This is a genomic window from Paenibacillus sp. 22594, assembly GCF_052044425.1.
Taxonomy (GTDB): Bacteria; Bacillota; Bacilli; order Paenibacillales; family Paenibacillaceae; genus Paenibacillus_AQ.
The window spans coordinates 189,149-208,807 of record NZ_JBQENA010000010.1 but is presented as its reverse complement, the minus strand read 5'-3'; the positions used below and the strand labels follow the sequence as shown (position 1 = coordinate 208,807).

Annotated in this window: 19 protein-coding genes; 4 read left to right on the top strand and 15 right to left on the bottom strand. The window is 50.0% G+C overall.

The window, feature by feature from the left end; genetic code table 11:
• The 6 genes from ACTJKB_RS26045 to ACTJKB_RS26020 form a co-directional block, all read right to left on the bottom strand.
• Window positions 1–1,698, bottom strand: a 1,698-nt coding sequence (locus ACTJKB_RS26045) for a glycoside hydrolase family 3 protein (protein ID WP_440837242.1), incomplete at its 3' end; no start/stop codon positions are given.
• A gap of 28 nt (window positions 1,699–1,726) precedes the next feature.
• Window positions 1,727–2,644: a carbohydrate ABC transporter permease gene (locus ACTJKB_RS26040; protein WP_440837241.1), complete on the bottom strand. Its 918-nt coding sequence runs from the start codon at window positions 2,642–2,644 to the stop codon at window positions 1,727–1,729.
• Between the two features lie 23 nt (window positions 2,645–2,667).
• Complete coding sequence (locus tag ACTJKB_RS26035) at window positions 2,668–3,600, bottom strand: ABC transporter permease (RefSeq protein ID WP_440837250.1); 933 nt, start codon at window positions 3,598–3,600, stop codon at window positions 2,668–2,670.
• 84 nt (window positions 3,601–3,684) lie between these two features.
• Window positions 3,685–5,181: an ABC transporter substrate-binding protein gene (locus tag ACTJKB_RS26030; protein WP_440837240.1), complete on the bottom strand. Its 1,497-nt coding sequence runs from the start codon at window positions 5,179–5,181 to the stop codon at window positions 3,685–3,687.
• A gap of 175 nt (window positions 5,182–5,356) precedes the next feature.
• Window positions 5,357–6,883, bottom strand: coding sequence for a response regulator (locus ACTJKB_RS26025; RefSeq protein ID WP_440837239.1), 1,527 nt, complete (start codon window positions 6,881–6,883; stop codon window positions 5,357–5,359).
• A complete protein-coding gene (locus ACTJKB_RS26020) occupies window positions 6,876–8,702 on the bottom strand; it encodes a histidine kinase (protein WP_440837238.1) in 1,827 nt (608 codons plus the stop codon). The genes ACTJKB_RS26025 and ACTJKB_RS26020 overlap by 8 nt, the downstream gene beginning before the upstream one ends.
• A gap of 260 nt (window positions 8,703–8,962) precedes the next feature.
• On the opposite strand from ACTJKB_RS26020, the gene ACTJKB_RS26015 reads away from it, so the two are divergent.
• The gene (locus tag ACTJKB_RS26015) at window positions 8,963–9,088 is read left to right on the top strand and encodes a DUF4023 family protein (RefSeq protein WP_074084383.1); all 126 of its coding nucleotides are present in this window, start codon (window positions 8,963–8,965) and stop codon (window positions 9,086–9,088) included.
• A gap of 96 nt (window positions 9,089–9,184) precedes the next feature.
• Here the strand turns inward: ACTJKB_RS26015 and ACTJKB_RS26010 are convergent, their stop codons facing one another.
• The 4 genes from ACTJKB_RS26010 to ACTJKB_RS25995 all read right to left on the bottom strand — a co-directional run bounded on the left by ACTJKB_RS26010 (window position 9,185) and on the right by ACTJKB_RS25995 (window position 12,027).
• Window positions 9,185–9,901, bottom strand: a complete 717-nt coding sequence (locus tag ACTJKB_RS26010; RefSeq protein ID WP_440837237.1) for a hypothetical protein — start codon at window positions 9,899–9,901, stop codon at window positions 9,185–9,187.
• Between the two features lie 189 nt (window positions 9,902–10,090).
• On the bottom strand, window positions 10,091–10,615 hold the full coding sequence (locus tag ACTJKB_RS26005; protein WP_440837236.1) for a GNAT family N-acetyltransferase: 525 nt from the start codon (window positions 10,613–10,615) through the stop codon (window positions 10,091–10,093).
• A gap of 371 nt (window positions 10,616–10,986) precedes the next feature.
• On the bottom strand, window positions 10,987–11,433 hold the full coding sequence (locus ACTJKB_RS26000) for an acetyltransferase (protein WP_440837235.1): 447 nt from the start codon (window positions 11,431–11,433) through the stop codon (window positions 10,987–10,989).
• A 237-nt stretch (window positions 11,434–11,670) separates the two neighbouring features.
• Window positions 11,671–12,027, bottom strand: coding sequence for a VOC family protein (locus tag ACTJKB_RS25995; protein ID WP_440837234.1), 357 nt, complete (start codon window positions 12,025–12,027; stop codon window positions 11,671–11,673).
• A gap of 217 nt (window positions 12,028–12,244) precedes the next feature.
• On the opposite strand from ACTJKB_RS25995, the gene ACTJKB_RS25990 reads away from it, so the two are divergent.
• Complete coding sequence (locus tag ACTJKB_RS25990; RefSeq protein ID WP_440837249.1) at window positions 12,245–13,840, top strand: acyl-CoA synthetase; 1,596 nt, start codon at window positions 12,245–12,247, stop codon at window positions 13,838–13,840.
• 78 nt (window positions 13,841–13,918) lie between these two features.
• Here ACTJKB_RS25990 and ACTJKB_RS25985 read toward each other — a convergent pair whose 3' ends face one another.
• The 4 genes from ACTJKB_RS25985 to ACTJKB_RS25970 form a co-directional block, all read right to left on the bottom strand.
• A complete protein-coding gene (locus tag ACTJKB_RS25985) occupies window positions 13,919–14,515 on the bottom strand; it encodes a hypothetical protein (RefSeq protein ID WP_440837233.1) in 597 nt (198 codons plus the stop codon).
• Window positions 14,516–14,605: 90 nt separating this feature from the next.
• Window positions 14,606–15,046: a HEAT repeat domain-containing protein gene (locus tag ACTJKB_RS25980; protein WP_440837232.1), complete on the bottom strand. Its 441-nt coding sequence runs from the start codon at window positions 15,044–15,046 to the stop codon at window positions 14,606–14,608.
• Window positions 15,047–15,255: 209 nt separating this feature from the next.
• Window positions 15,256–16,209, bottom strand: a complete 954-nt coding sequence (locus ACTJKB_RS25975; protein ID WP_440837231.1) for an aminoglycoside phosphotransferase family protein — start codon at window positions 16,207–16,209, stop codon at window positions 15,256–15,258.
• 19 nt (window positions 16,210–16,228) lie between these two features.
• Window positions 16,229–16,885 (bottom strand): sigma-70 family RNA polymerase sigma factor, encoded by a 657-nt coding sequence (locus tag ACTJKB_RS25970; protein WP_440837230.1) that lies wholly within the window; start codon window positions 16,883–16,885, stop codon window positions 16,229–16,231.
• Between the two features lie 158 nt (window positions 16,886–17,043).
• Between ACTJKB_RS25970 and ACTJKB_RS25965 the strand changes: the two genes are divergently transcribed.
• Window positions 17,044–17,463 (top strand): GNAT family N-acetyltransferase, encoded by a 420-nt coding sequence (locus ACTJKB_RS25965; protein ID WP_440837229.1) that lies wholly within the window; start codon window positions 17,044–17,046, stop codon window positions 17,461–17,463.
• 19 nt (window positions 17,464–17,482) lie between these two features.
• Here ACTJKB_RS25965 and ACTJKB_RS25960 read toward each other — a convergent pair whose 3' ends face one another.
• Window positions 17,483–18,196, bottom strand: a complete 714-nt coding sequence (locus tag ACTJKB_RS25960) for a DUF554 domain-containing protein (RefSeq protein ID WP_440837228.1) — start codon at window positions 18,194–18,196, stop codon at window positions 17,483–17,485.
• 258 nt (window positions 18,197–18,454) lie between these two features.
• On the opposite strand from ACTJKB_RS25960, the gene ACTJKB_RS25955 reads away from it, so the two are divergent.
• On the top strand, window positions 18,455–19,639 hold the full coding sequence (locus tag ACTJKB_RS25955) for a nucleotidyltransferase domain-containing protein (RefSeq protein WP_440837227.1): 1,185 nt from the start codon (window positions 18,455–18,457) through the stop codon (window positions 19,637–19,639).
• Window positions 19,640–19,659: the final 20 nt, after the last annotated feature.

Sequence of the window (19,659 nt, the reverse complement as noted above, 5' to 3'; positions counted from 1 at the left end):
GATATAGACCACAACCACCGGCTTGCCCAGCTGATGAATCTCCTTGAACAGTTCCAGCTGCACACCTGAGAGGGCCAACGAGATCCGGTCAATCCCTTCGCCGCAGTCCATATCGCTCCAGGCATGCTCCGTCACCTTTGACGCTCCGGTCTTCAGGTCAATGCTGCCTTCGCCGAAATCGCGGGCGCTTGAGCCGCCAAGCACCATAACCACCGTGTCAGCCTGCTCGGCGCAAGCCAAGGCGGCTTCGAAGCCTTCTCTGTCCTCGCCTTTGATCCGGCAGCCAGGGGCGTACAGCACCCGCTCCGCTCCAAGCTTGCTGCGGACCCCGTCTAACACGGTGACGATACTGGACCGCGGCTGCGGCGAGGTATAATCGCCCAGCTGATTGTACGGCGCATCGGCGTTCGGGCCGATGACCGCAACCTTGCCGGTGCTCCCGCTGCCCGCGCCCATGCTACCGTTACCCGCCAGCGGCAGCGTCCCGCCATCATTCTTCAGCAGAATGATGCTCTCCGCAGCCAGCTTCCGGGCAAGCTCCCGGTGCTTCGCGCTACCGATGAACTTCTCCGCCGCCTCCGGATCGGCGTACGGCTGCTCGAACAGGCCGAGCTTGAACTTCAGCTCCAGCACCCGATGCACGGCGCGGTCCAGAACTTCCACGGCCAGCTTGCCGCTGTGGACAGCGTTCACCAGATGCTGGCCGAACATCGCGCCGGACATCTCCATATCGATCCCTGCCGTGATCGCCTGCACGGACGCATCCAAACCGTCCTCGGCGACGTCATGGCCGGCGGCCAGCATTTCGATAGCGCCGCAATCGGTAATCACGAGCCCGTCAAAACCCCAAGCCCCCCGGAGAATCTCCTCCAGGAGTGCGGTATTCGTCGTACAGGGCACGCCGTCAATCTCATTGTAGGCAGGCATAATGGACACCGCGCCTGCTTCCACCGCCTTCTTGAACGGAAGTAAATCCACTTCCAGCAGCTCGCGCCAGCCCATATGCACCGGACCGGCATTGCGGCCTCCCTCGGAGCTGCCGTAGCCGACAAAGTGCTTCAATGTAGCGCCCACACTTTCCGGGCTGCTCAGCGATTCTCCCTGAAGCCCCTCCACGGCGGCAACCGCCAGCTCGCTGATCAGATAGGCATCTTCGCCAAAGCATTCCTCCGTCCGGCCCCACCGGGGATCGCGCACCACATCCAGCACCGGCGAGTAGGTGACCGTTCCGCCCTGGCTCCGGGTTTCCAGCGCCACCGCCCGGCACATCTCCCGGTACAGGTCCACATTCCACGAGCTGCCCAGGGATAGCGGAACCGGAAATACAGTCGCCCCGATGGCCATATGGCCGTGCGAGCACTCTTCCCCGATCAGGATCGGGATGCCGAGGCGTGAGTTCTCGATGGCATAACGCTGAATCGCATTCACTGCCTCCGCCCCCTGGCGCGGGGACAGCCCGCTGGCCAGGGTCACTCCGGTCCACGGATCCGCACGGAGCATGCCGTAGAGCGAGCCGATGCCCGTCTCTGCCACCTGGCATTTGAAGTCTTCCGTAAGCGTAATTGCTCCATCTGTATGTTCATAGGCCTGCCAGCCGAAGGGCTGAACCAGCTGTGCGGCCTTTTCTTCCAAGGTCATCTGTCCCAGCAGATTCTCTGCCCGTTCCCGGGCCGGTCTGTCTGGATCTTTATAGGTCATACTTTCCACTCCCTCTCTGCTGACGCTCTTATTCCTTCACGGCTCCTATCGTAAGACCCTGGATGAAATAACGCTGGAAGAAAGGATAGGCGAAAATAATCGGACCTGTCGCTAACACCACCATCGCCATACGCGAGGTATCCTGCGGCATAGAGCGAAGCGCCTCCATGCTGAGTGAGCTGTTGGTGGAGTTCTGCATGATGAACTGCATGCTGGTCTCGATCCGCATCAGCATCGACTGCAGCGGCACCAGATTCGGATCATCGATGTAGAGCAGCGCATTGAACCAGTCATTCCAGTAGCCTAAAGTACTGAACAGGGCAATGGTCGCCAGACCGGGCAATGAGAGCGGCAGTACCAGTGTAAGAAAGATGCGGAATTCGCCTGCGCCATCGATTTTACCGGATTCCAGAATGGCATCGGGAACGCTGGTGCTGTAAAAAGTACGTAAGATCATAATGTAAAAGGCATTGACCGCCAGCGGCATCACGAGCGCCCAGATCGTATCCTTCAGGCCCAGAAACTGCGTAACGATGATGTAGGTCGGAACGAGCCCGCCGTTGAAGAGCATGGTGAAAAAGGCAAAGAACGCAAAGAAATTGCGATATCTGAAGCTTTTACGCGAAATGGCATAGGCATAAAAAGAAATAAACAGCAGGCTGATCAGTGTGCCGAGCACCGTCACGAGGATGGTCACCCCATAGGATCGCAACAGCATATCTCCCGACTGGAATACATATTTGTACGCACCCAGACTCCATTTAGCCGGGAACAGACTGTAGCCGTCTCTGGCCAGCGCTCCTTCATCCGTGAAGGAAATGATGACTACAAAGATAAATGGGAATACGCACAGTAATGCAAAAACACCGGCAAACAGATTAAACAGCACGTTCCAGGTTTTGGAGAGCTTATGAAAATCACGTTCTTTATTGACAATAGTGGACATCTGGTTCACTCCTTTCGCCCTGACTAGAATAAGGCGCTGTCCTTGTTGAATTTACGCACGATATAGTTCGAGGTAATGACAAGCACGAAGCCGACAACGGATTGATAGAGACCCGCCGCAGTACTCATGCCAATCTCGCCTGTAGATTTGAGGCCTTGGTAGACATAGGTATCGATAACGTTCGTAACACTGTAGAGCGTCCCGGAGTTGCGGGGCACCTGGTAGAACAGGCCGAAGTCGGCGTAAAAGATTTTTCCGATGGCCAGCAGTGTCATGATCGTAATAATCGGGCTGAGCAGCGGCAGCGTGATGTTCTTGATCTGCTGGAATTTGCCTGCACCGTCGATCATCGCCGCTTCATACAGCGATTTGTCGATACCCATAATAGCCGCCAGATAGACTACGCTGTTATAGCCGAGCGCCTTCCACAGATACACGAGCACGAGGATGACCGGCCAGTATTTTTTCTCGGAATACCAGTTGATGGGTTCTGCTCCAAAATAGCTCAGGATCTGGTTCAGCACACCGCTCTCAGAGCTGAGAAAGCTGAAGGCAAAGTAGCCGACTACAACCCAGGACAGAAAGTACGGCAGGAACATGCCGGTCTGGTAGACCTTGGCCAGTTTTTTGTTGGCAATCTCTGCAAGCACTATCGCCATAACTACCGACAGCACCAGCCCCAGCAATATGAAAACGGCATTGTATAAAAGTGTGTTGCGGGTGATGATATACGCGTCATTCGTGGTAAACAAAAATTTAAAGTTATCCCATCCTACCCACTTGCTGTGGATAATGCTTGCCCAGAAGCCCTCCCGGCTGTAGCGGTATTCTTTAAAAGCAATAACCGTCCCTACCATCGGCAGATAGGAGAAAAAGAGGAACCACAGCGCGCCTGGTAGGACCATGAGCAGCATAACCTTGTCTTTGATGATATTTCGGATGAATCCGCCAATCATTTTCACGTGGAGCCCTCCTAAACTGTAAAAGAAAAGACCGGGCTAGAGGCTTGGCACCCGCCCGATCTTCCTTAAGGGAATGAATTATTTGTTGTTCGCGGCTTTCCAAGCGTCGATTTGGGTTTGTGCTTCTGCGATGATTTTATCGAGTCCGGCAGCTTTGAATTTCTCAATCGCTTTTGGCAGATATTCGTCAGGATCTACGGTTCCTGTCATGAGCGGAGCCCAGAATTCTTCCTTCACGTTCTGCACAGCGGCGATTTCACTCGTTACCTTGGAGGTATCAAAGTTGAAGCCGAGCAGCGGAGCATTGATGCCTGCTTCGTTAAACTTCTTGAACTGCTCCCACTTGTCCGCAGGGTCGCCTTCGTTCAAGTAGTTGATCATGATATTGCCCAGGGAGAAGGACGGCATATCATAGTTTTTCGCTTCCGGCAGATTCTTGATGGTGGTATCATTGATTTTCTCGTAATGCACGCCTTCAATACCCGAGTCGACCAGGTTGCGCAGATAAGGATCGGTGTTCAGCAGGTTCAGGAATTCCATAGCTTTCTCCGGATGCTCGGAGTTGGCGGAAATGGCCTGCATCGAACCCATAACGGACCAGTTATAAATGTAGGATTCGCCCGCAGGTGTGGAGACTACAGGGTAACCGTAGCTGGCCGTCCACAGATTGTCAGCCATAGGCTGTGTAGTGGCGCGGTCCATGAACCATTTGCCGGCTTTGTAGAGATCATCCACAGAGGAGGTTGTCGCAACTTCAGATGATACGTAACCTGCCTTGTAATATTTGTGTACGGTTTCAAGACTGGATTTCAGCTCTGGACTTTCCAGAATGTTGACGATTTTATAGTCCTTTGTATTCAGATAAACGGCCATTGGCATTTTTTCGATAATATAGTCGAAAGGCAGTACCGGCATGTAATCCTTCACCATCGCATATGGTGTGACGCCCGGTTCGTTTTCCTTAATGGTTTTAAGCATAGGTTCAATGCTTTCAAGTGTGGTTGCTTTGCTAATGTCCAGCTTATACTTGTCCACTAGCTCTTTGTTGAAGCGCCATACTTCCTGTGCCGGAAGCTCTTTGTTGGCCGGGATCGCATAGTTGTGTCCGTCTACCTTGGAGCCTTCCAGGAAGGCAGGGTCGATGGCAGCCTTGATGTCTTTGCCTTGCTCATCAATCAGCTTGTCCAACTCCATGAATGCGCCTTTGCGGGCATTCTGTACATAATCCAGGGCCCATGAACTGGTAAACATAATGTCCATAGGTTCACCGGAGGCTACCTTAACCTGCATTTTTTGCGAATAGTCGCCGTAATCAAGCATATTGATTTTCAGGGTTGCGTTAATTTTCTCTTTGGTGTATTTGTTGATTTCAGCCACGACCTTGTCCAGGTCCTTCTGCGGCGCACCGATGGTGTACCAGATCAGCTCTACCGGCTTTTCCGTGTTGTCTTTTGATCCCGAAGCCGAATCATTGGAACTTGCATTGTTCGAACCGCCGCCGCATGCGCTAAGCAGCACCGAGACTGCCATCATCGATGTCAGTAATAGGGACAACCGTTTGCTTTTCTTGCTCATTCTTTATAACCTCCCCTTTATTCACCTCAAAACTGCAGGACATGTGAAGGTCTGTACGGCCTTTGTCCTTTCAAGGATTACCTTAACTTTAGTTGATGTAAGCATTTTCAGACAGAAGCTAAACTAAATAAATCATGTAGAAAATAAAGAAAAGAACTTGCCCGGCAGACAGCCGTTACACAAGTCCTTTATATTCGGTGGGGGAAATCCCCACATATTTTTTGAATTGCTTATAGAAATAACCGGTCTCCCAGTAGCCGACATTCCTGGCAATCTCATGCACCTTGGACGAGGTTCCCCGCAGCTGCTCCTTGGCCTTCTCAATCCGGTAGCGGTTGATATATTCAGTGAACGTATCCCCTACCTCTTTGCTGAACAGCTGTCCCAGGTAGACCGGGTGGATGTTGAACTGTGCCCCGAGTGTCTTCAGCGAAACATCCTCAGCGTAGGATTCATGGATAAAATTAAGCACCTGCTGCACGACCGGACTCTTCACATCACGGATCAACAGGTCAATCGTAAGCGACGCGGCTTCTTTCAGAATCTGAATCCATTCATGAATCGAGGTCGTTTCGCGAAGTCTGCGGAAGCCCTCCTGATATAGCTCGGGTTCTTCACAATGCCTGATTTCCTTCAATTGCATTTTGAAGCGGATCAGCCATTCCATAGAGAAGTCCTGAAGAACCTCCGGGGTTACGCCTTCCATATGCCGCAGCTGCTCGAACCGCTCATCAATCCGCTGCAGCAGCGCTTCCTTGTCTTTGGCCAGAATCAGCTTCTGCACCTGTTCCCAGTTCTGCGTGACCTCCCGCCCGTCCGCCTCACTCCGGCTGGCTATCTCCTCATAGCGGATCACTGTCCGTTCTGGAAACAGTATGAAATATTCCCGGGCTTTCTTCGCCTGCGCATAGCTCTGTGCCGCTCCTCCTTCTGTCTCCACGACAGAGCCCAGCGAGAAGCAAAGCGGCTGATAGGAGGACAACCTCTTCACCAGCTGCTCATGGCAGCGCTCGACCTCTTCCTTCCCGCGCTGGTATTCGCTTAAGCCATGCAGAAGCACAGCATCCCCATCCATATCCTGAAAAAGAATAGTAGAGCTGTTGTCCCCAAGGGCATTCGCAACCGCCTTCAAAAATTCCGCATTGCCGGCCCCTCTGCCCGGCCGCAGCAGGGCAGCCAGCAATAGCGGCTTGTCCAGCTGGATGCCCAGCAGCTCCGAGCGCTCCCGGAATTCATTGGCTCCAATCTGTTCCCGGAGCCAGCGGTGCATAATATTATCTCTTAGTATAGAGATGCTTTGCGCGTTCAGTTCATCTTCAACTCTGCTCATATGAAGCTTCTCCACGGTATTGCTTAGTGTAGCCTTGAACTCCTCGAGATTAATCGGCTTCAGCAGATAATTCTCAATGCCGAGCGTCATCCCTTCCTTCAGATACCCGAACTCATCATACCCGCTGAGAATAATGACCTTTAGCCCCGGCTGGAAGCTGCGGACAGCACGGATCAGATCCAGCCCGTTCATCAGAGGCATGGAAATGTCGGTAATCAGAATATCTGCGCGGAGCGACGTGAGTGCCTGCAAGGCCTCCTGACCATTCTCCGCCCGGCCGACAATCTCCATTCCCATTCCGGCCCAATCGACAATATCATACAGCCCTTCAATAATAAAGGGCTCATCGTCTACGATAAATACCTTATACATAGGTTGGCTCCTCCTCTCCCAGATCAGGAAAACATAAGGTCACGGTGGTCCCCTGGCCTTCTTCGCTCGCTACCGCTAAGCCGTGCGGTTCTCCATACAGCAGTTTCATCCGTTCATGAATGCTCCGCAGCCCGAAGGATTGCGAAGAGCTATCCGGATTCAGCAGATCCTGCTGAATCTGTGCAAGCCGTTCCTGCTTAATGCCACGGCCATTATCGTTGACCACAGCACGGAGAATCCCGCCATCCTTGACCAGCTGAATCCGGATATGGTTATCGTTGCGGTCTGTCCGCATCCCGTGGAGGATATAATTCTCAACGATGGGCTGCAGGGACATCTTCAGTACAACCCGCCCCTCAAGCTCCTTGGGACAATGGAGCTCATAGGAGAATTTGTCCTTATACCGGATGCGGAACAGCTCCAGATACAGCCGGCAGGCTTCCAGTTCGTCCTTTAGGGTATGCTTTGCCTTGGGGTGAACATAGCTTTTGAACAGGACAGACAGACTGTATATCATCTCTCCAACATCTGCCGCCCCCTGTGAAATGGCGCGCATGCGGATGACTTCCAGGGTGTTATAGAGAAAATGTGGATTGACCCTTGCTTCAAGTGCAGCGATCTCGCTGTGCTTCTGCTTGATCTCTGCCTTGAACACCCGGTCGATGTACAGATTCAGCTCGTCCAGCATATCATTGAAGCTTTTGGAGATCTGGCCCAGCTCGTCTTCCTTCCCATCGGTGATACGGGCATCCAGGTCCCCGTTCTTCACCTTGCGGGTAAAGCGGATAATGTTATGCGCCCGGGTGGCAAAATTGCTGATAAACAGCGAGGGTGTGATCACCGCAAACAGAATACAGATCAGGCAAATGGTAATAATCATGTTGCGCAGACCGCTGTAAGTCGCCGCGAGCTCCCCCTCCGGCACCGCACTGAGTACAGTGAAACCACCCTGGGTATGCGTCAGCTTCGTAATCAGCATACCGTTCACTTCCTCGCCGTCCGCATAGATCGCTTCAATCTGCTCAGGATAAGGATATTTGTTACCGTAGAATGTCCCGGAGCTGTCAAACAATACATCATTATCTGCCGACAGCACGATAATATCGCCTTTGAAATCATCCTTGTAGTCACCCATGCTCGCCCAGATATGGTCCGCATCATAGAACACCAGCAGCTGTCCGATATTCCGCAGGGACTGCTTGTCATTAATCGGCACACGGATGGAGAACATAGGGGAATCTGCGAGAGCTATCGTTTTGCGGACCCAGATATTCGGCGTCGTTACACTACTGGCTTCCTCCAAATACAAAGCATCCGGCACAAACGAATGTGCTGCATTGGTAGAGATAATATTGAAATTCTCCTGTTCATTGAATACATACAGCTGCTGTTTGGCAGAGCTGTAGAGCAGCAGACTGCGGATATCCGGATCATCCTCCATCTGGTTGCGGAAGAACCGTACAGTGTCCGTGGTGGTGTTGCTCTCATTGAGATAACGTTCGAGCCTGTAGGTGACATAATCCTGATAGGGATGCTCCAGCAAGTAGGACGTATTGGCCGTGAGCTCACTGTCCCGGTACACATCGCGCATCATCGTCTGCACGGCATTGTATTTATGCTCCATATAGTCGTTCACACTCTCCACGGTCCGCTTCTGGATTTCCAGCTGCCTCTGCACTGCAGATTGTGACATCAGCAGGAACATCAGGTAAGAGAAAGTAATCGTGGTTACCACCGCTATAATGGAGAAGATCAGGATGATCTTCATGAACAGATTGTTTTTAAAATGCTTTTTGTACCATTTTCCGGGGAGCATCATGTTGTCTCTCTTCCTCCTATTCGTGCAGGTTGATTGCCACATTATATCACGCAAGAGGAAACGGCTGGGCTGTTCTTGTAAAAAGGAAGGCATCGATATCTCTTCCAACAATAAGGTAAGGTCAGCTGTGTAGACAGGGTAAATTCTAAAGATTTACTGTACAAATTAAATATAATGCTAGGTATGATCCTCTGTAAAAGTGGACACAGTAACAGCAGATCTGGGAAGCACATGCTCACAAAACTTTTAGGAGGATATCGATGGATACTCATGAGTTCGTGGAGAAATTTCAGGAGAATATGAAAAAGGCGGAGAAAAACAAGCGCCGCGGCAAAGGTTCACCCGAAGCCAGACTGGCAACCAAGCAGCACGGCACGAATAAATAGCATAAGGGATGCATGCAAGGCCGGTTGGCTTTGACAGGCATCCCTTTTTACTGCTCATTGTATATCTATAAAAAGAAGTGCTGACGGTACATTGGGTTATTTGCTCAGTTTCGCTACACTTGCAGCCACTTTCTCAAGCTGGTCTTTGCTCAGCGCTTTGTCCGGCGAGCTCAGAGTGACGTAGCGGTCGTCCAGCTTAAAGGTAAGCATCGGGATATCCGATGGAGTATACCATTTGGCTGTTGCTCCAGTCGAAAGCTTCACTGTAGTGCCGTCATACTCGTAGGAGTAGTCCCGCGGTGAGATATCCACGTTCATGTGGCTGAAAAGGAATCTTACGCCATCGGAGCCTTTGGCTGCCTTTTGGAAGGCGTCTCCGCTGATCATTTGCATCGGTGCATAGGCGGTCTCGAAGCCCTGGAAGGCGGAGAATGCCTTGGTGATGGCTTCTTTTTGCGCGGCACTGAACTGGATGGTGGCTAAAGTAACCGCTGAACTATTACCCGGTGCTGTAGATCCCGCTGCCGACTCCAGAATGACCTGATTGGTTGAAGGATTGAACGTTACCGGCACCTTAAGCGCATCCGCCACCGCCCGGACAGGCAGGTAAGTTGTATCATTATAAGTGATTGGTGCAAGCGTCTTGCCATTATTGTCTACCGGAGTGTATGCGGCTCCGTTTACTGTAAATCCAATGCTGTGATTCAGATACGCGCTGATCTTCTGCATGCTGGTTCCTGCATATACCCCCGCCGAGCCTGTAACGGCCATTCCGAATACCATGGTTGCTATGATCATTTTTTTGCTTTTCATTATGATTGTCTCCTTGTAAGTTCGTTTGTGTGTTGCTTGCTATAGATACATTTAATCATGAACTTGTTTCCAACTTGTATCGTGATTGTAAAGAAGTAATTCCAAGCCGGCGTCTGTTTTCTTGAGAAAAAACCCGCCTATTCATTATGAATAGTACGGGCTGTGGTCTAACTTATGAAAATCCCCATGCTACCGGCGGCGGCCAGGAACCGGGATATTATAGACTTCGGTATAGAGGATATCCCGGAACATCCGGAATTCCTGCAGCGTCACCTGCCGGGGATAGGTCATGATTCTCAGAGGCAGATCGGCTTGCCCCTCGCGCAGCGGAGGCTGCACATAATCAAAGGGATTAAGATGAAAGCCCAGGCGCTCGTAAAAGCCGATTCTGCGCTCTGCAAGCTTATTTTCGGGTGGCTCCACCTCCAGCACAACAGGCTTGTCCGTAAGGGCGAGATACGTCTGCATCAGCTTCTTGCCAATCCCGCCTCCGCGGATCTCGGGGTTGACCGCAAGATGCTCCACAAACCGCAGCTCCGGGAATTCCCATGCGGCCAGGAAGGCCTGAATGCGGTTCTCCGTATCCAGCTCGGTATGCAGCCGGTAATGGGGATGGCTGAGCAATGACTTTTGTCCGTTGAAGGTTCTGATTTCAGTGACAGGAAAGGAGGCTTCCATAATGGCATAAATCTCTTCAAAAGCTGTAGGGTTCATGGTCATCTTCCTGCTTTCTGGATAGTTGCCGGTTAGTGGCAAAAGGTTCCTTGTTAGTTTATGGTAGGTTGAACTCAAGTATACTGCCTACCAATCAGTCTACACTCTCGGATTCCACTATTATAGAAGGTTGCCCTGGACAAATTGTTTCAACTTTGTATATTTTCCCATAGGCCACCCACTGATGTTTGTTGAAAATAAAGTATTAGACTGGAGTCTTTGATTTAACGCGATTTTTGAATTGAGGAACCGTCAGCTTTTGAATAATAAGTTTTAAACTGATCAATTAAAAGAAACAGCGGCCGTCTAAGGCTTGATAAATAAAGTCTTAGACTGCCGCTGTTGTAGTTCAACTAACGTTACCTGTTAGCTTAACTTTTTATTACTAGATGAAGTAAGGGGAAAGGTCGTCCTGAACTGTCCAATTCCGATCGTCCTATCTGTACAAAACCAAACCGTTTATAGAATGTGTACGCTCCATCGTTTTGCTCATTCACATCAACCTGGAGATTGCTGCCTTTTAATTTTTCGGCATGTTTTATCAATCGACTACCTATACCCCTTCCGTGATATTTGGGATCTACGAATAGCATCTCTATCTTTGTTCCGTCAAGCCCAATAAACCCTGTCGGTTCTTCATTTTCGTTCAACTCCAACCAAATCTCAACTTCATTTAGTGCTCCGTTTTGAAGCATCTGATGATAAAATTCAATATCCTCATTAGTCAAAAATGTGTGTGTACGACACACAGCCTTGTACCAAATATCTATTAAATTATCATGATAGTTTTCTTCATATGGGACAATTTTGTTTAGCATTACTCAGTCTCCGTATTTCTAATTTGTTAAAAGATTAATCCCCTTGATAAATCTTCTTTTTTACTATCATACAGAATCAAACGTGGAAAAGAGAAGCTTCTGCAAAGATAATTAATCGCCACCGTACTATCCTGCCCGTTACTTCAATATAAAACTTTACGCTATCGTTACCTGTTAGCTTAATGACTTAGGATGCCCGGAAAGGGTCGATGGCGTCCACGTTTTATTCCCCTGATTTTAGGTATCCTCTTTCGACTCAGCGATTTCATGTACGTTACCAAATGGATCAACGAAAGCAGCATATCGCCCTTCAGTAGGTTTCTCATGCAAAAATTGAATACCCTTTTCCTTCATTTCTTTATAAGTTTGCTCAACAGATACGACCTCAAACACCAAAACTGTTCTAGTTTCGTTTGAATATTCTCCAATTTCTTTGGTCTTTTCACACTTAAAAGCTATAAGCTGACAGCCGTCAAGGGCAAATTCAAGCTTATTTTCTTTCTCTAGCAGTGTTTGCAAACCCAGCAATTCAGAATAAAACCATTTCGCCTTTGTCATGTCATTGACGAAAATCATTATATGTCCTAGTTTCATAGCTATGCTGCTCCTTCACTTTTTTGAATTTTTTATGTTTCATGCAGATAAGGTTCCTCTCCCCGGAGTATCCGTAGACAAGCACAAGTGCCATGATGCTCAAAAAATAGTCACAGAACATTCTCTACTGTTCCCCTCCAGTTTAGCACCTGGTACTAGGAGAACGTGCTATACTATACCTATTGAAAAAACATCACGTTTATATTAGGAGAGATTCATTTTGGACAATCAGCATTGGATTGCACCTGAATTCTACAATCTCACTTCGGAAATGGAGCACCATCCAACCGATAAGATTGCGCTTAAGTGGCTACAAGAGAACGGCAATTACGAAGAAATCACCTACGGTGAGCTTATGAAGCAGGCCAACCGCCTTGCCGGCGGGCTGTCTGGTCTAGGCCTGAAGCAAGGTGACCGTGTACTTGTTATGGTTCCGCGCCGGATTATCGCTTATGTCATTTATCTGGCCTGCCTAAAGCTTGGGCTCGCTGTTATTCCTTCCTCCGAAATGCTGCGGGCCAAGGATCTGGCCTACCGGCTGCGTCATTCTGAAGCCAGAGCGGTCATTGTCTGGTCTGAAGTGACCGGTGAAGTCAATAAAATCACCGAAGATCTGCCGGCACTTGATTACCGTCTCTCAGTTGGCGGAAATGAAGAAGTGCTTGGCAGCGGATGGACTGATCTGGAGGGTCTGATGGACGGGCAGCCGGAGACTTTCACAGCTGTAGCCAGCCGCCGCGATGATATCGCAATTCTGGCTTATACCTCGGGTACAACCGGCAATCCCAAGGCTGTGGTTCATACGCATGGCTGGGGTTACGCACATCTGAGAATTGTCTCTTCTCTCTGGTTCGATATCCGTGAATCCGATACTGTCTGGGCTACAGCCGCACCGGGATGGCAGAAATGGATCTGGAGTCCTTTCCTAACTGTTCTAGGTAACGGTGCAACCGGCTTTGTCTACAATGGACCTTTCCATCCGGACCGTTATTTGCAGCTGCTGCAGGATCAGGGAATTCAGGTATTGTGCTGTACGCCTACCGAATACCGCTTAATGGCCAAGACCGAAGGTCTGCCGCACTATGATCTATCGAAGCTGCGCTGCGCCGTATCCGCAGGTGAGCCGCTCAACCAGGAGGTCATCAACACCTTCCAGGAGCATTTCGATATTACCATCCGCGACGGCTACGGGCAGACGGAGAGCACGCTGATTATTGCAGCACTCAAGGATGAACCGATCCGTGTCGGCTCCATGGGCAAATCCATAGCTCCCGGCCTTGTCGAGGTCATTGACGAAGAAGGTAACGTGCTTCCTGCGGGAGTCGTTGGAGATATTGCCGTGCACTTAAGCATGCCGGCCTTGTTCCAGAACTATTACAAAGACCCTGAACGCAAGGTGAACTGCTCACATGGAGAGTATTTTGTCACCGGAGACCGGGCGCACAAGGATGAAGACGGCTACTTCTGGTTCGAAGGCCGTGGCGACGACATCATCATCAGCTCGGGATATACCATCGGACCGTTTGAAGTGGAAGAAGCTCTAATGAAGCATACCCGGGTCAAGGAATGCGCCGTGGTAGCCAGTCCTGACGAGATTCGCGGCTCGATTGTCAAAGCCTTTATTGTACTGAAGGACAATGTTACAGGTACACCAGAATTGGTCAAAGAGCTACAGTCCCATGTAAAAGAGTGGACGGCCCCTTACAAATACCCGCGCAAAATTGAATTTATCGCGGATCTCCCGAAAACCGCTTCCGGCAAAATCCGGCGTGTGGAACTGCGGGAGCAGGAAAAAAAGGCGGCGCAGGAATAACCGCTTCACCGGCAATAAAACGGGTGTCTTCCTCTATATGGAAGACACCCGTTTTTGTAACTGCAAGAATTCATGAAATCATTCCGACCAATAGTTTGCCGACGGATTCAGCGCTGCGCCAACTTCCCCTTCGAGAACCAGATCGCAGTCCAAATAACCTTCCTCATCCAGAAAATACACATCCTGCTTGTAGAATTCGCAAAGCGTCTCCAGGAACTTCTCCGGGGAATCGTACATCACGACCAGGTCGCCGTAGTCATGCAGCAGGTCGCAGATCCGCTCAGTTCCGTCCTCACTCTGCAAATAGCAGATAAAATCACTACCGTAGTTGGTCAGGATGGGCAGAACGGTCCCTCCCCCGCTGTATCCTTTTTCCTCCAGAATATTTCTCAGCACCAGGATTTCCTGCGCATACTCCTGAATATGAATCAGCCGGTAACCCGGAATGAATTCGACCAGACTTGGCTCTTCTTCGTTGCTGCTGGTACCCGAAACCTGGCTGTAGATGGCCTGCAAAAGCCCTGGTACAGCCGTTACAATGTCACTAATCGTCATTCCCCCTACCGTTTCTCCGCTCCCTAAGCTGGCAATATAGTTCGGGCGCAGGCCGGCAGATAATTCGAGAAAATCCAGAAATAAGCGTGTTAATAGTTCAGTAGATGAAGATTTAGGCATGTTGTCATCCTTTGCATAATTAGTTTTTGAGAACCGTCAAAAAACGGAGTGATAGGGAATCCTCCCCGTCTCTCCGCTCTATGGTCTTACCTATTTAGTGGCTGAAGCCCACAATTTCTGCAGCCAGGCGTCAAAATCCTCGCCCTTCTCGCCCTCATAAGCATCATAGACGTCAATCCGCATCTTTTTTAGCTTCTCCTTGAAATCTTCATAGGAATGGTCCCGCGGAAGGCTCTTCTTGACACGCAGCACAATCTTGGATACACCTCTGAACAGCTCCGGTTTGTTCTTCGACGGCGCTGTAACACTTTCACCGAATGCCTTCAGCTTCTCGTATGCGGCTTCTTGGACGGTATATACAGGATCGCTGATCATCAGACGATTCAGAATATCAATAATTTGTTTATGGTTGAAGCGGCCAAGCTCCTCCACAGCCTCAAGACGCGCTCTCCAATCGGCAGAGCGTCCGGCAGCCTTCTTCAGTTCCTCGTAATTCTCCGGCAACCCGTTATTCAATTCTTCATTATTCAAACGTTACAATCCCCTTCTTGGTTAAATCTGCTGGTCGTATAGTGCAATTCTACCGTACTGCACTCCTTGATTTCAATCTTTTACACCAATATTAATACGATGTGAAAAAAACATCCTGCAGAATGGTCTTCGCCTTCTTCAGACTACATTCATCCAGTTGACGGAGCATAGCATTAATCTGCTGCAGCTCCGGGGATTACAGTGGCTGTCTAGCCGCCTACTCCCAGGTACCAGCCCGGGATCATTTTCCGGAAATCGTCATAGTCCTTCAGAGCGAGGTGGCAGCGTTCCATCATGTCCTGAATGTCGGCCGCGCCGTAGGGAATCGACCACTTTATGGAATACAGCGAGGTATACGCCACATACAGCGCCTGTCTTTTCCAGAAATCCTCCGGTGGCGGCCCTCCGAAATAGCCCTCCAGCTTGCCCTTAGCAAAAGGGATGCTCTGCTCCCTGTCGAAGAACTGTATTTTATAGAATTCCTCCGCATAATCTCCAATATCCCAGCGGTTGAAATCTATAACGCCAATCCTTCCTTCAGTGGTGTAAATCTGGTTGCCGATATGGAAATCACCGTGATGATGCACCTTCTCCACATCATGAATCACACCGATGTTCTGCCGAACGAAGGCAATCACTTGCTGATCCCCCTCCAGGTGGTACGGGCATTCTTCGTATTCCTTGATCCTTGAGAGAATCTTGGCCTGCATGTCCGCTTCATAGTAGGGTAGCTTCTCTTGAACCGGGACCGAGTGCATCTGTCTCAAAATCCGTCCAGACTCCTCACCCAGGCGGTATTGTTCCTCCGGCGGCAGTTTAGACAGGCGATCCACCAGAGACACGCCGTCCACCCAAGTAAGCAGCATATACACGTACCGCTCACTGCCTTCACTTGCACTGCAACTCCCAAAATCAACAGCCCGTGACATCGGGAAGTCCAATTCATTAAAGCTGCGGATCGCTTCATATTCCCGCCGTTTGCGCTCAAGCGAACCACCCGGTGAGAGTCTCAGCAGCAGCCTGCGTCCCGCCAGATCCTCGACATAAAACTTCCGGTCACTCGACCAGCCTTTCAGCACGGGTTCTACCCTTGACCACGACTCGGCCCCCGGTATCCCCCTTATGGCATCTATCATTTCCTCATATCCTTCCAGTTTATTCATCCACGACCTCTGGAGAGGGCTAATCTTCATCCAGAATCAATCCGTATTCCCTAGCAATTTTACGTACTCGAGGTAATGTGCGTTTAAGAACCCTTGATGTATAGGATGTACTGATTCCTATACTTGAGGCTATCTGCTTGTAAGACATTTCTTCCAAATAACTACACTGAAAAATCTGATATTCCGTGGTGGAAAAACACTTCTGGCAACGGTCAAGAACTAATTCCAACAGCTCTACTTGTTCATTTTTTATAATTATCTCCAGTTGATCCTCATCGTTAGCAGACACAACATTTTTTAGGATCAGCTCATTTCCCTCTTCATCAGAACCAATCACTTCATCCAAACTAGTTTCCGTCCTAGTCTGAACTTTCCTTAAGTACATCATAACCTCATTTTTCATACATCTTCGACAGTGATTTCTAAACGGAACACCAAAACCTATATTATAGTTTTCCATTGCTTTCACGAAACCCAGCTGACACAAACCAAGAATATCTTCCAGATTAATCCCTCTATTTTTGAACCCGTTTGCAGTATGTTGAATCAAGTGGTAATTTTGAACAGCCAGCGTGTTCCTCGCCTTTTTCCTAATGTCAAGATCATCGCTATGCATTTCCTTAAGCAGTATCAGGTTCGCTTCCTCAAATGAAGGTGGAGTTTTTTGCATGTTCATCACTTATGCTCCCATCGTGACTTTTCACTGATTTAGATCAGCGGTACTCAACAGCTATAAAGAAAACTTTAGCACGAAGTCCTGGCAGAGATATGCTACGCTTAAGCTATTGAGCCCTTAACAGGCTTCTATCCGAACCCGAGAGGAAGAATCAAATCATGGAGCTTTTTATTTCTCAGGCATCCACCCCTGCCGACAAAACCTATGTATCAGACAAAATGAGAGAGTTTAACTGGAATCATTTCCCTGATTCCTTAAAAGGCAGGTACCAGGAAGTACAGCTGTTTCTAAAAAATGCGGATGGCGTGAATTACGGTGGCCTCACCGGTGAAATCTGCTGGAACTGGCTGGAGGTGCACTACCTGTTCGTGGACGAGGCCTGCCGCAAAACCGGCTATGGAAGCCTGCTGATCGCAGCGGCTGAATCTCTCGCCCGTTCCAAAGGCTGCGATTTCATCAAGCTGGACACCTTAAGCTTTCAAGCATTGGATTTTTACCTGAAACACGGTTTTGAGGTGTACGGGACCCTTCCCAATGCCGGAGGCTTCAACCACTATTACCTAAAAAAGGACCTCTGAGCGGCGTTCCGTCTACTTTTCAAACAGACTGCCCGTACCCGTACATCATCGCCACCAGCAGCACCGCCACAAGAATGCCCGGCAGCAGATTGGCCACCTTGATCTTGGTAATCCCCAACAGATTGAGACCGATAGCCATGATCATCACCCCGCCGGCCGCTGTCATCTCTGTAATCATGCTGCTCATTAAGGCATCGGGAACGAACCGGGTAATCTGTGTAGCGCACAGGGCAATGGCTCCTTCATAGAGAAAAACGGGGATGGCAGAGAACAAGACACCCATTCCCAAAGTAGAGGTCAGTATAATGGAAATAAATCCGTCCATGATGGCTTTGGTATACAGAATCTGATGATCCCCTTTCATCCCGCTGTCGATTGCACCCAGAATGGCCATTGCGCCCACCACGAACACCAGACTTGCGGTGACAAAACCAAGGGACAAGCTTCCTTGTTCACCTGAACCTATCTTATGCTCCAGCCATTTGCCTACCCGGTTGAACTTCTCATCCAGGTCCATCCATTCGCCTGCCACAGCTCCGATGACGAGACTTAGGATGACGATCAGGAAGTTTTCGCTTTTGAAGCCCATCTGAATGCCCAGAACAATAATGGCAAGGCCAATCCCCTGCATTACTGTGTTTTTCATACTCTCGGGAATCCGCTGCAGCAGCTTGCCCAGGAGTGTTCCTGCGATAATCGCAATACCATTAACTATAGCGCCTAGTAGTACCATTTCTTTCGCTCTTCCCCCACATTTGCGTAGTCATTGATCCAAGTACTCTCACTAGTCTACCAACTACCATGACTGCGTCAATAGTCTATCATCATGGTATATGCATTCTGAGGAATTCCACAGGAATGTAGGGCCTCAACATTGGGATCGTTCAGGAAATTGACAATTTTCAGGTTTCGATGGTACGCTCAAAGTGCGTTCTTTAAACCGAACGGATTACAGAACGAAGCGTTACAAATCCAAGTAAGGAGATCTCCTATGAGTGACGGGTATGGCCTGGATACAAAGAGCTTTTCCAAAGAGCTTCGGCTTCTTTTAGAAGTCCTTAACACGGACGACATCGATGAAACCGCCAAACAGAATCGACAGCTGTTCTTGGATATCGACTGGGAGCTATGGGTACGGTTGTCCCTGCATCATCGAGTATTTCCTTATATTTATCCTAAACTTAGCCGGATGCGCGAAGAGCATGTGCCCCCAGAGGTAACCGAGCGATTGAAACGGGAATACCGCAGAAATACTGTGCAAATGCTCCAGCTCAGCGGGGAAATGGGCTATATCGGGGAAGAGCTTGCGAAGCTGCAGATCCGTTCTCTGTTCCTGAAAGGACCAGTGCTTGCCCAGGAGCTGTATGGTGATATCTCGCTGCGCACCTCGCGTGACCTCGATTTTATCGTGCCGATGGCACAGCTGGCTGAAACGGAATCCTTGCTTCTCCGCCTTGGTTATGTGAAGGAGGAAGACTTCGAAAGTATACTGGGAGACTGGAAATGGCGGGAGCATCACACCACGTTCAATCATCCGGACAAAGGCATTAAGGTGGAGGTACATTGGCGCCTCAGTCCCGGCCCCTCCACAGAGCCGGATTTCGACGAACTGTGGAAACATGCGCGGACGAGCAGCCACTTCGGGCAGAGTGTCCATTATTTGGGCAGTGAAGACTTATTTCTTTTTCTGGCAGCCCATGGCGCGCGCCATGGCTGGTCGAGACTGAGATGGCTGCTGGATATCCGTCAGCTGCTGCTCCAAAAGCCCGACACCGGCAAACTAACCGCACTGCTGCGGCGGTACCATTACAACGATGTCGGCGGACAGGCGCTTCTGCTTGCTGCCCATCTGCTGGCAGCGCCGGTCGAGCCTGCGCTGGCCAGCCTCGCGGAGCGGCCCAAGGCTCGGCGGATTGCCGGGCTTGCGCTTTTCTATGTCGCGCGCATGATCAATCTGCACAATCCTCCCCTGGAGCCGGAGGTAGAGCGCCATTACAAATATTATCAGCCGGCGATCCTGACGCGCTGGCATCAGTTTCTGTACATCACTGGCTTCCTGTACCCTTATGCGGCAGATGCCAAGACGTTACCGCTGCCAAAGAAGCTGCATGTGCTCTACTTCCCTTTGCGCCCTTTTTTGTGGACTTGGCGTAAGGTTAGCGGTAGGGAGAAATAGGGGGCTTCGGACGGCGCAGA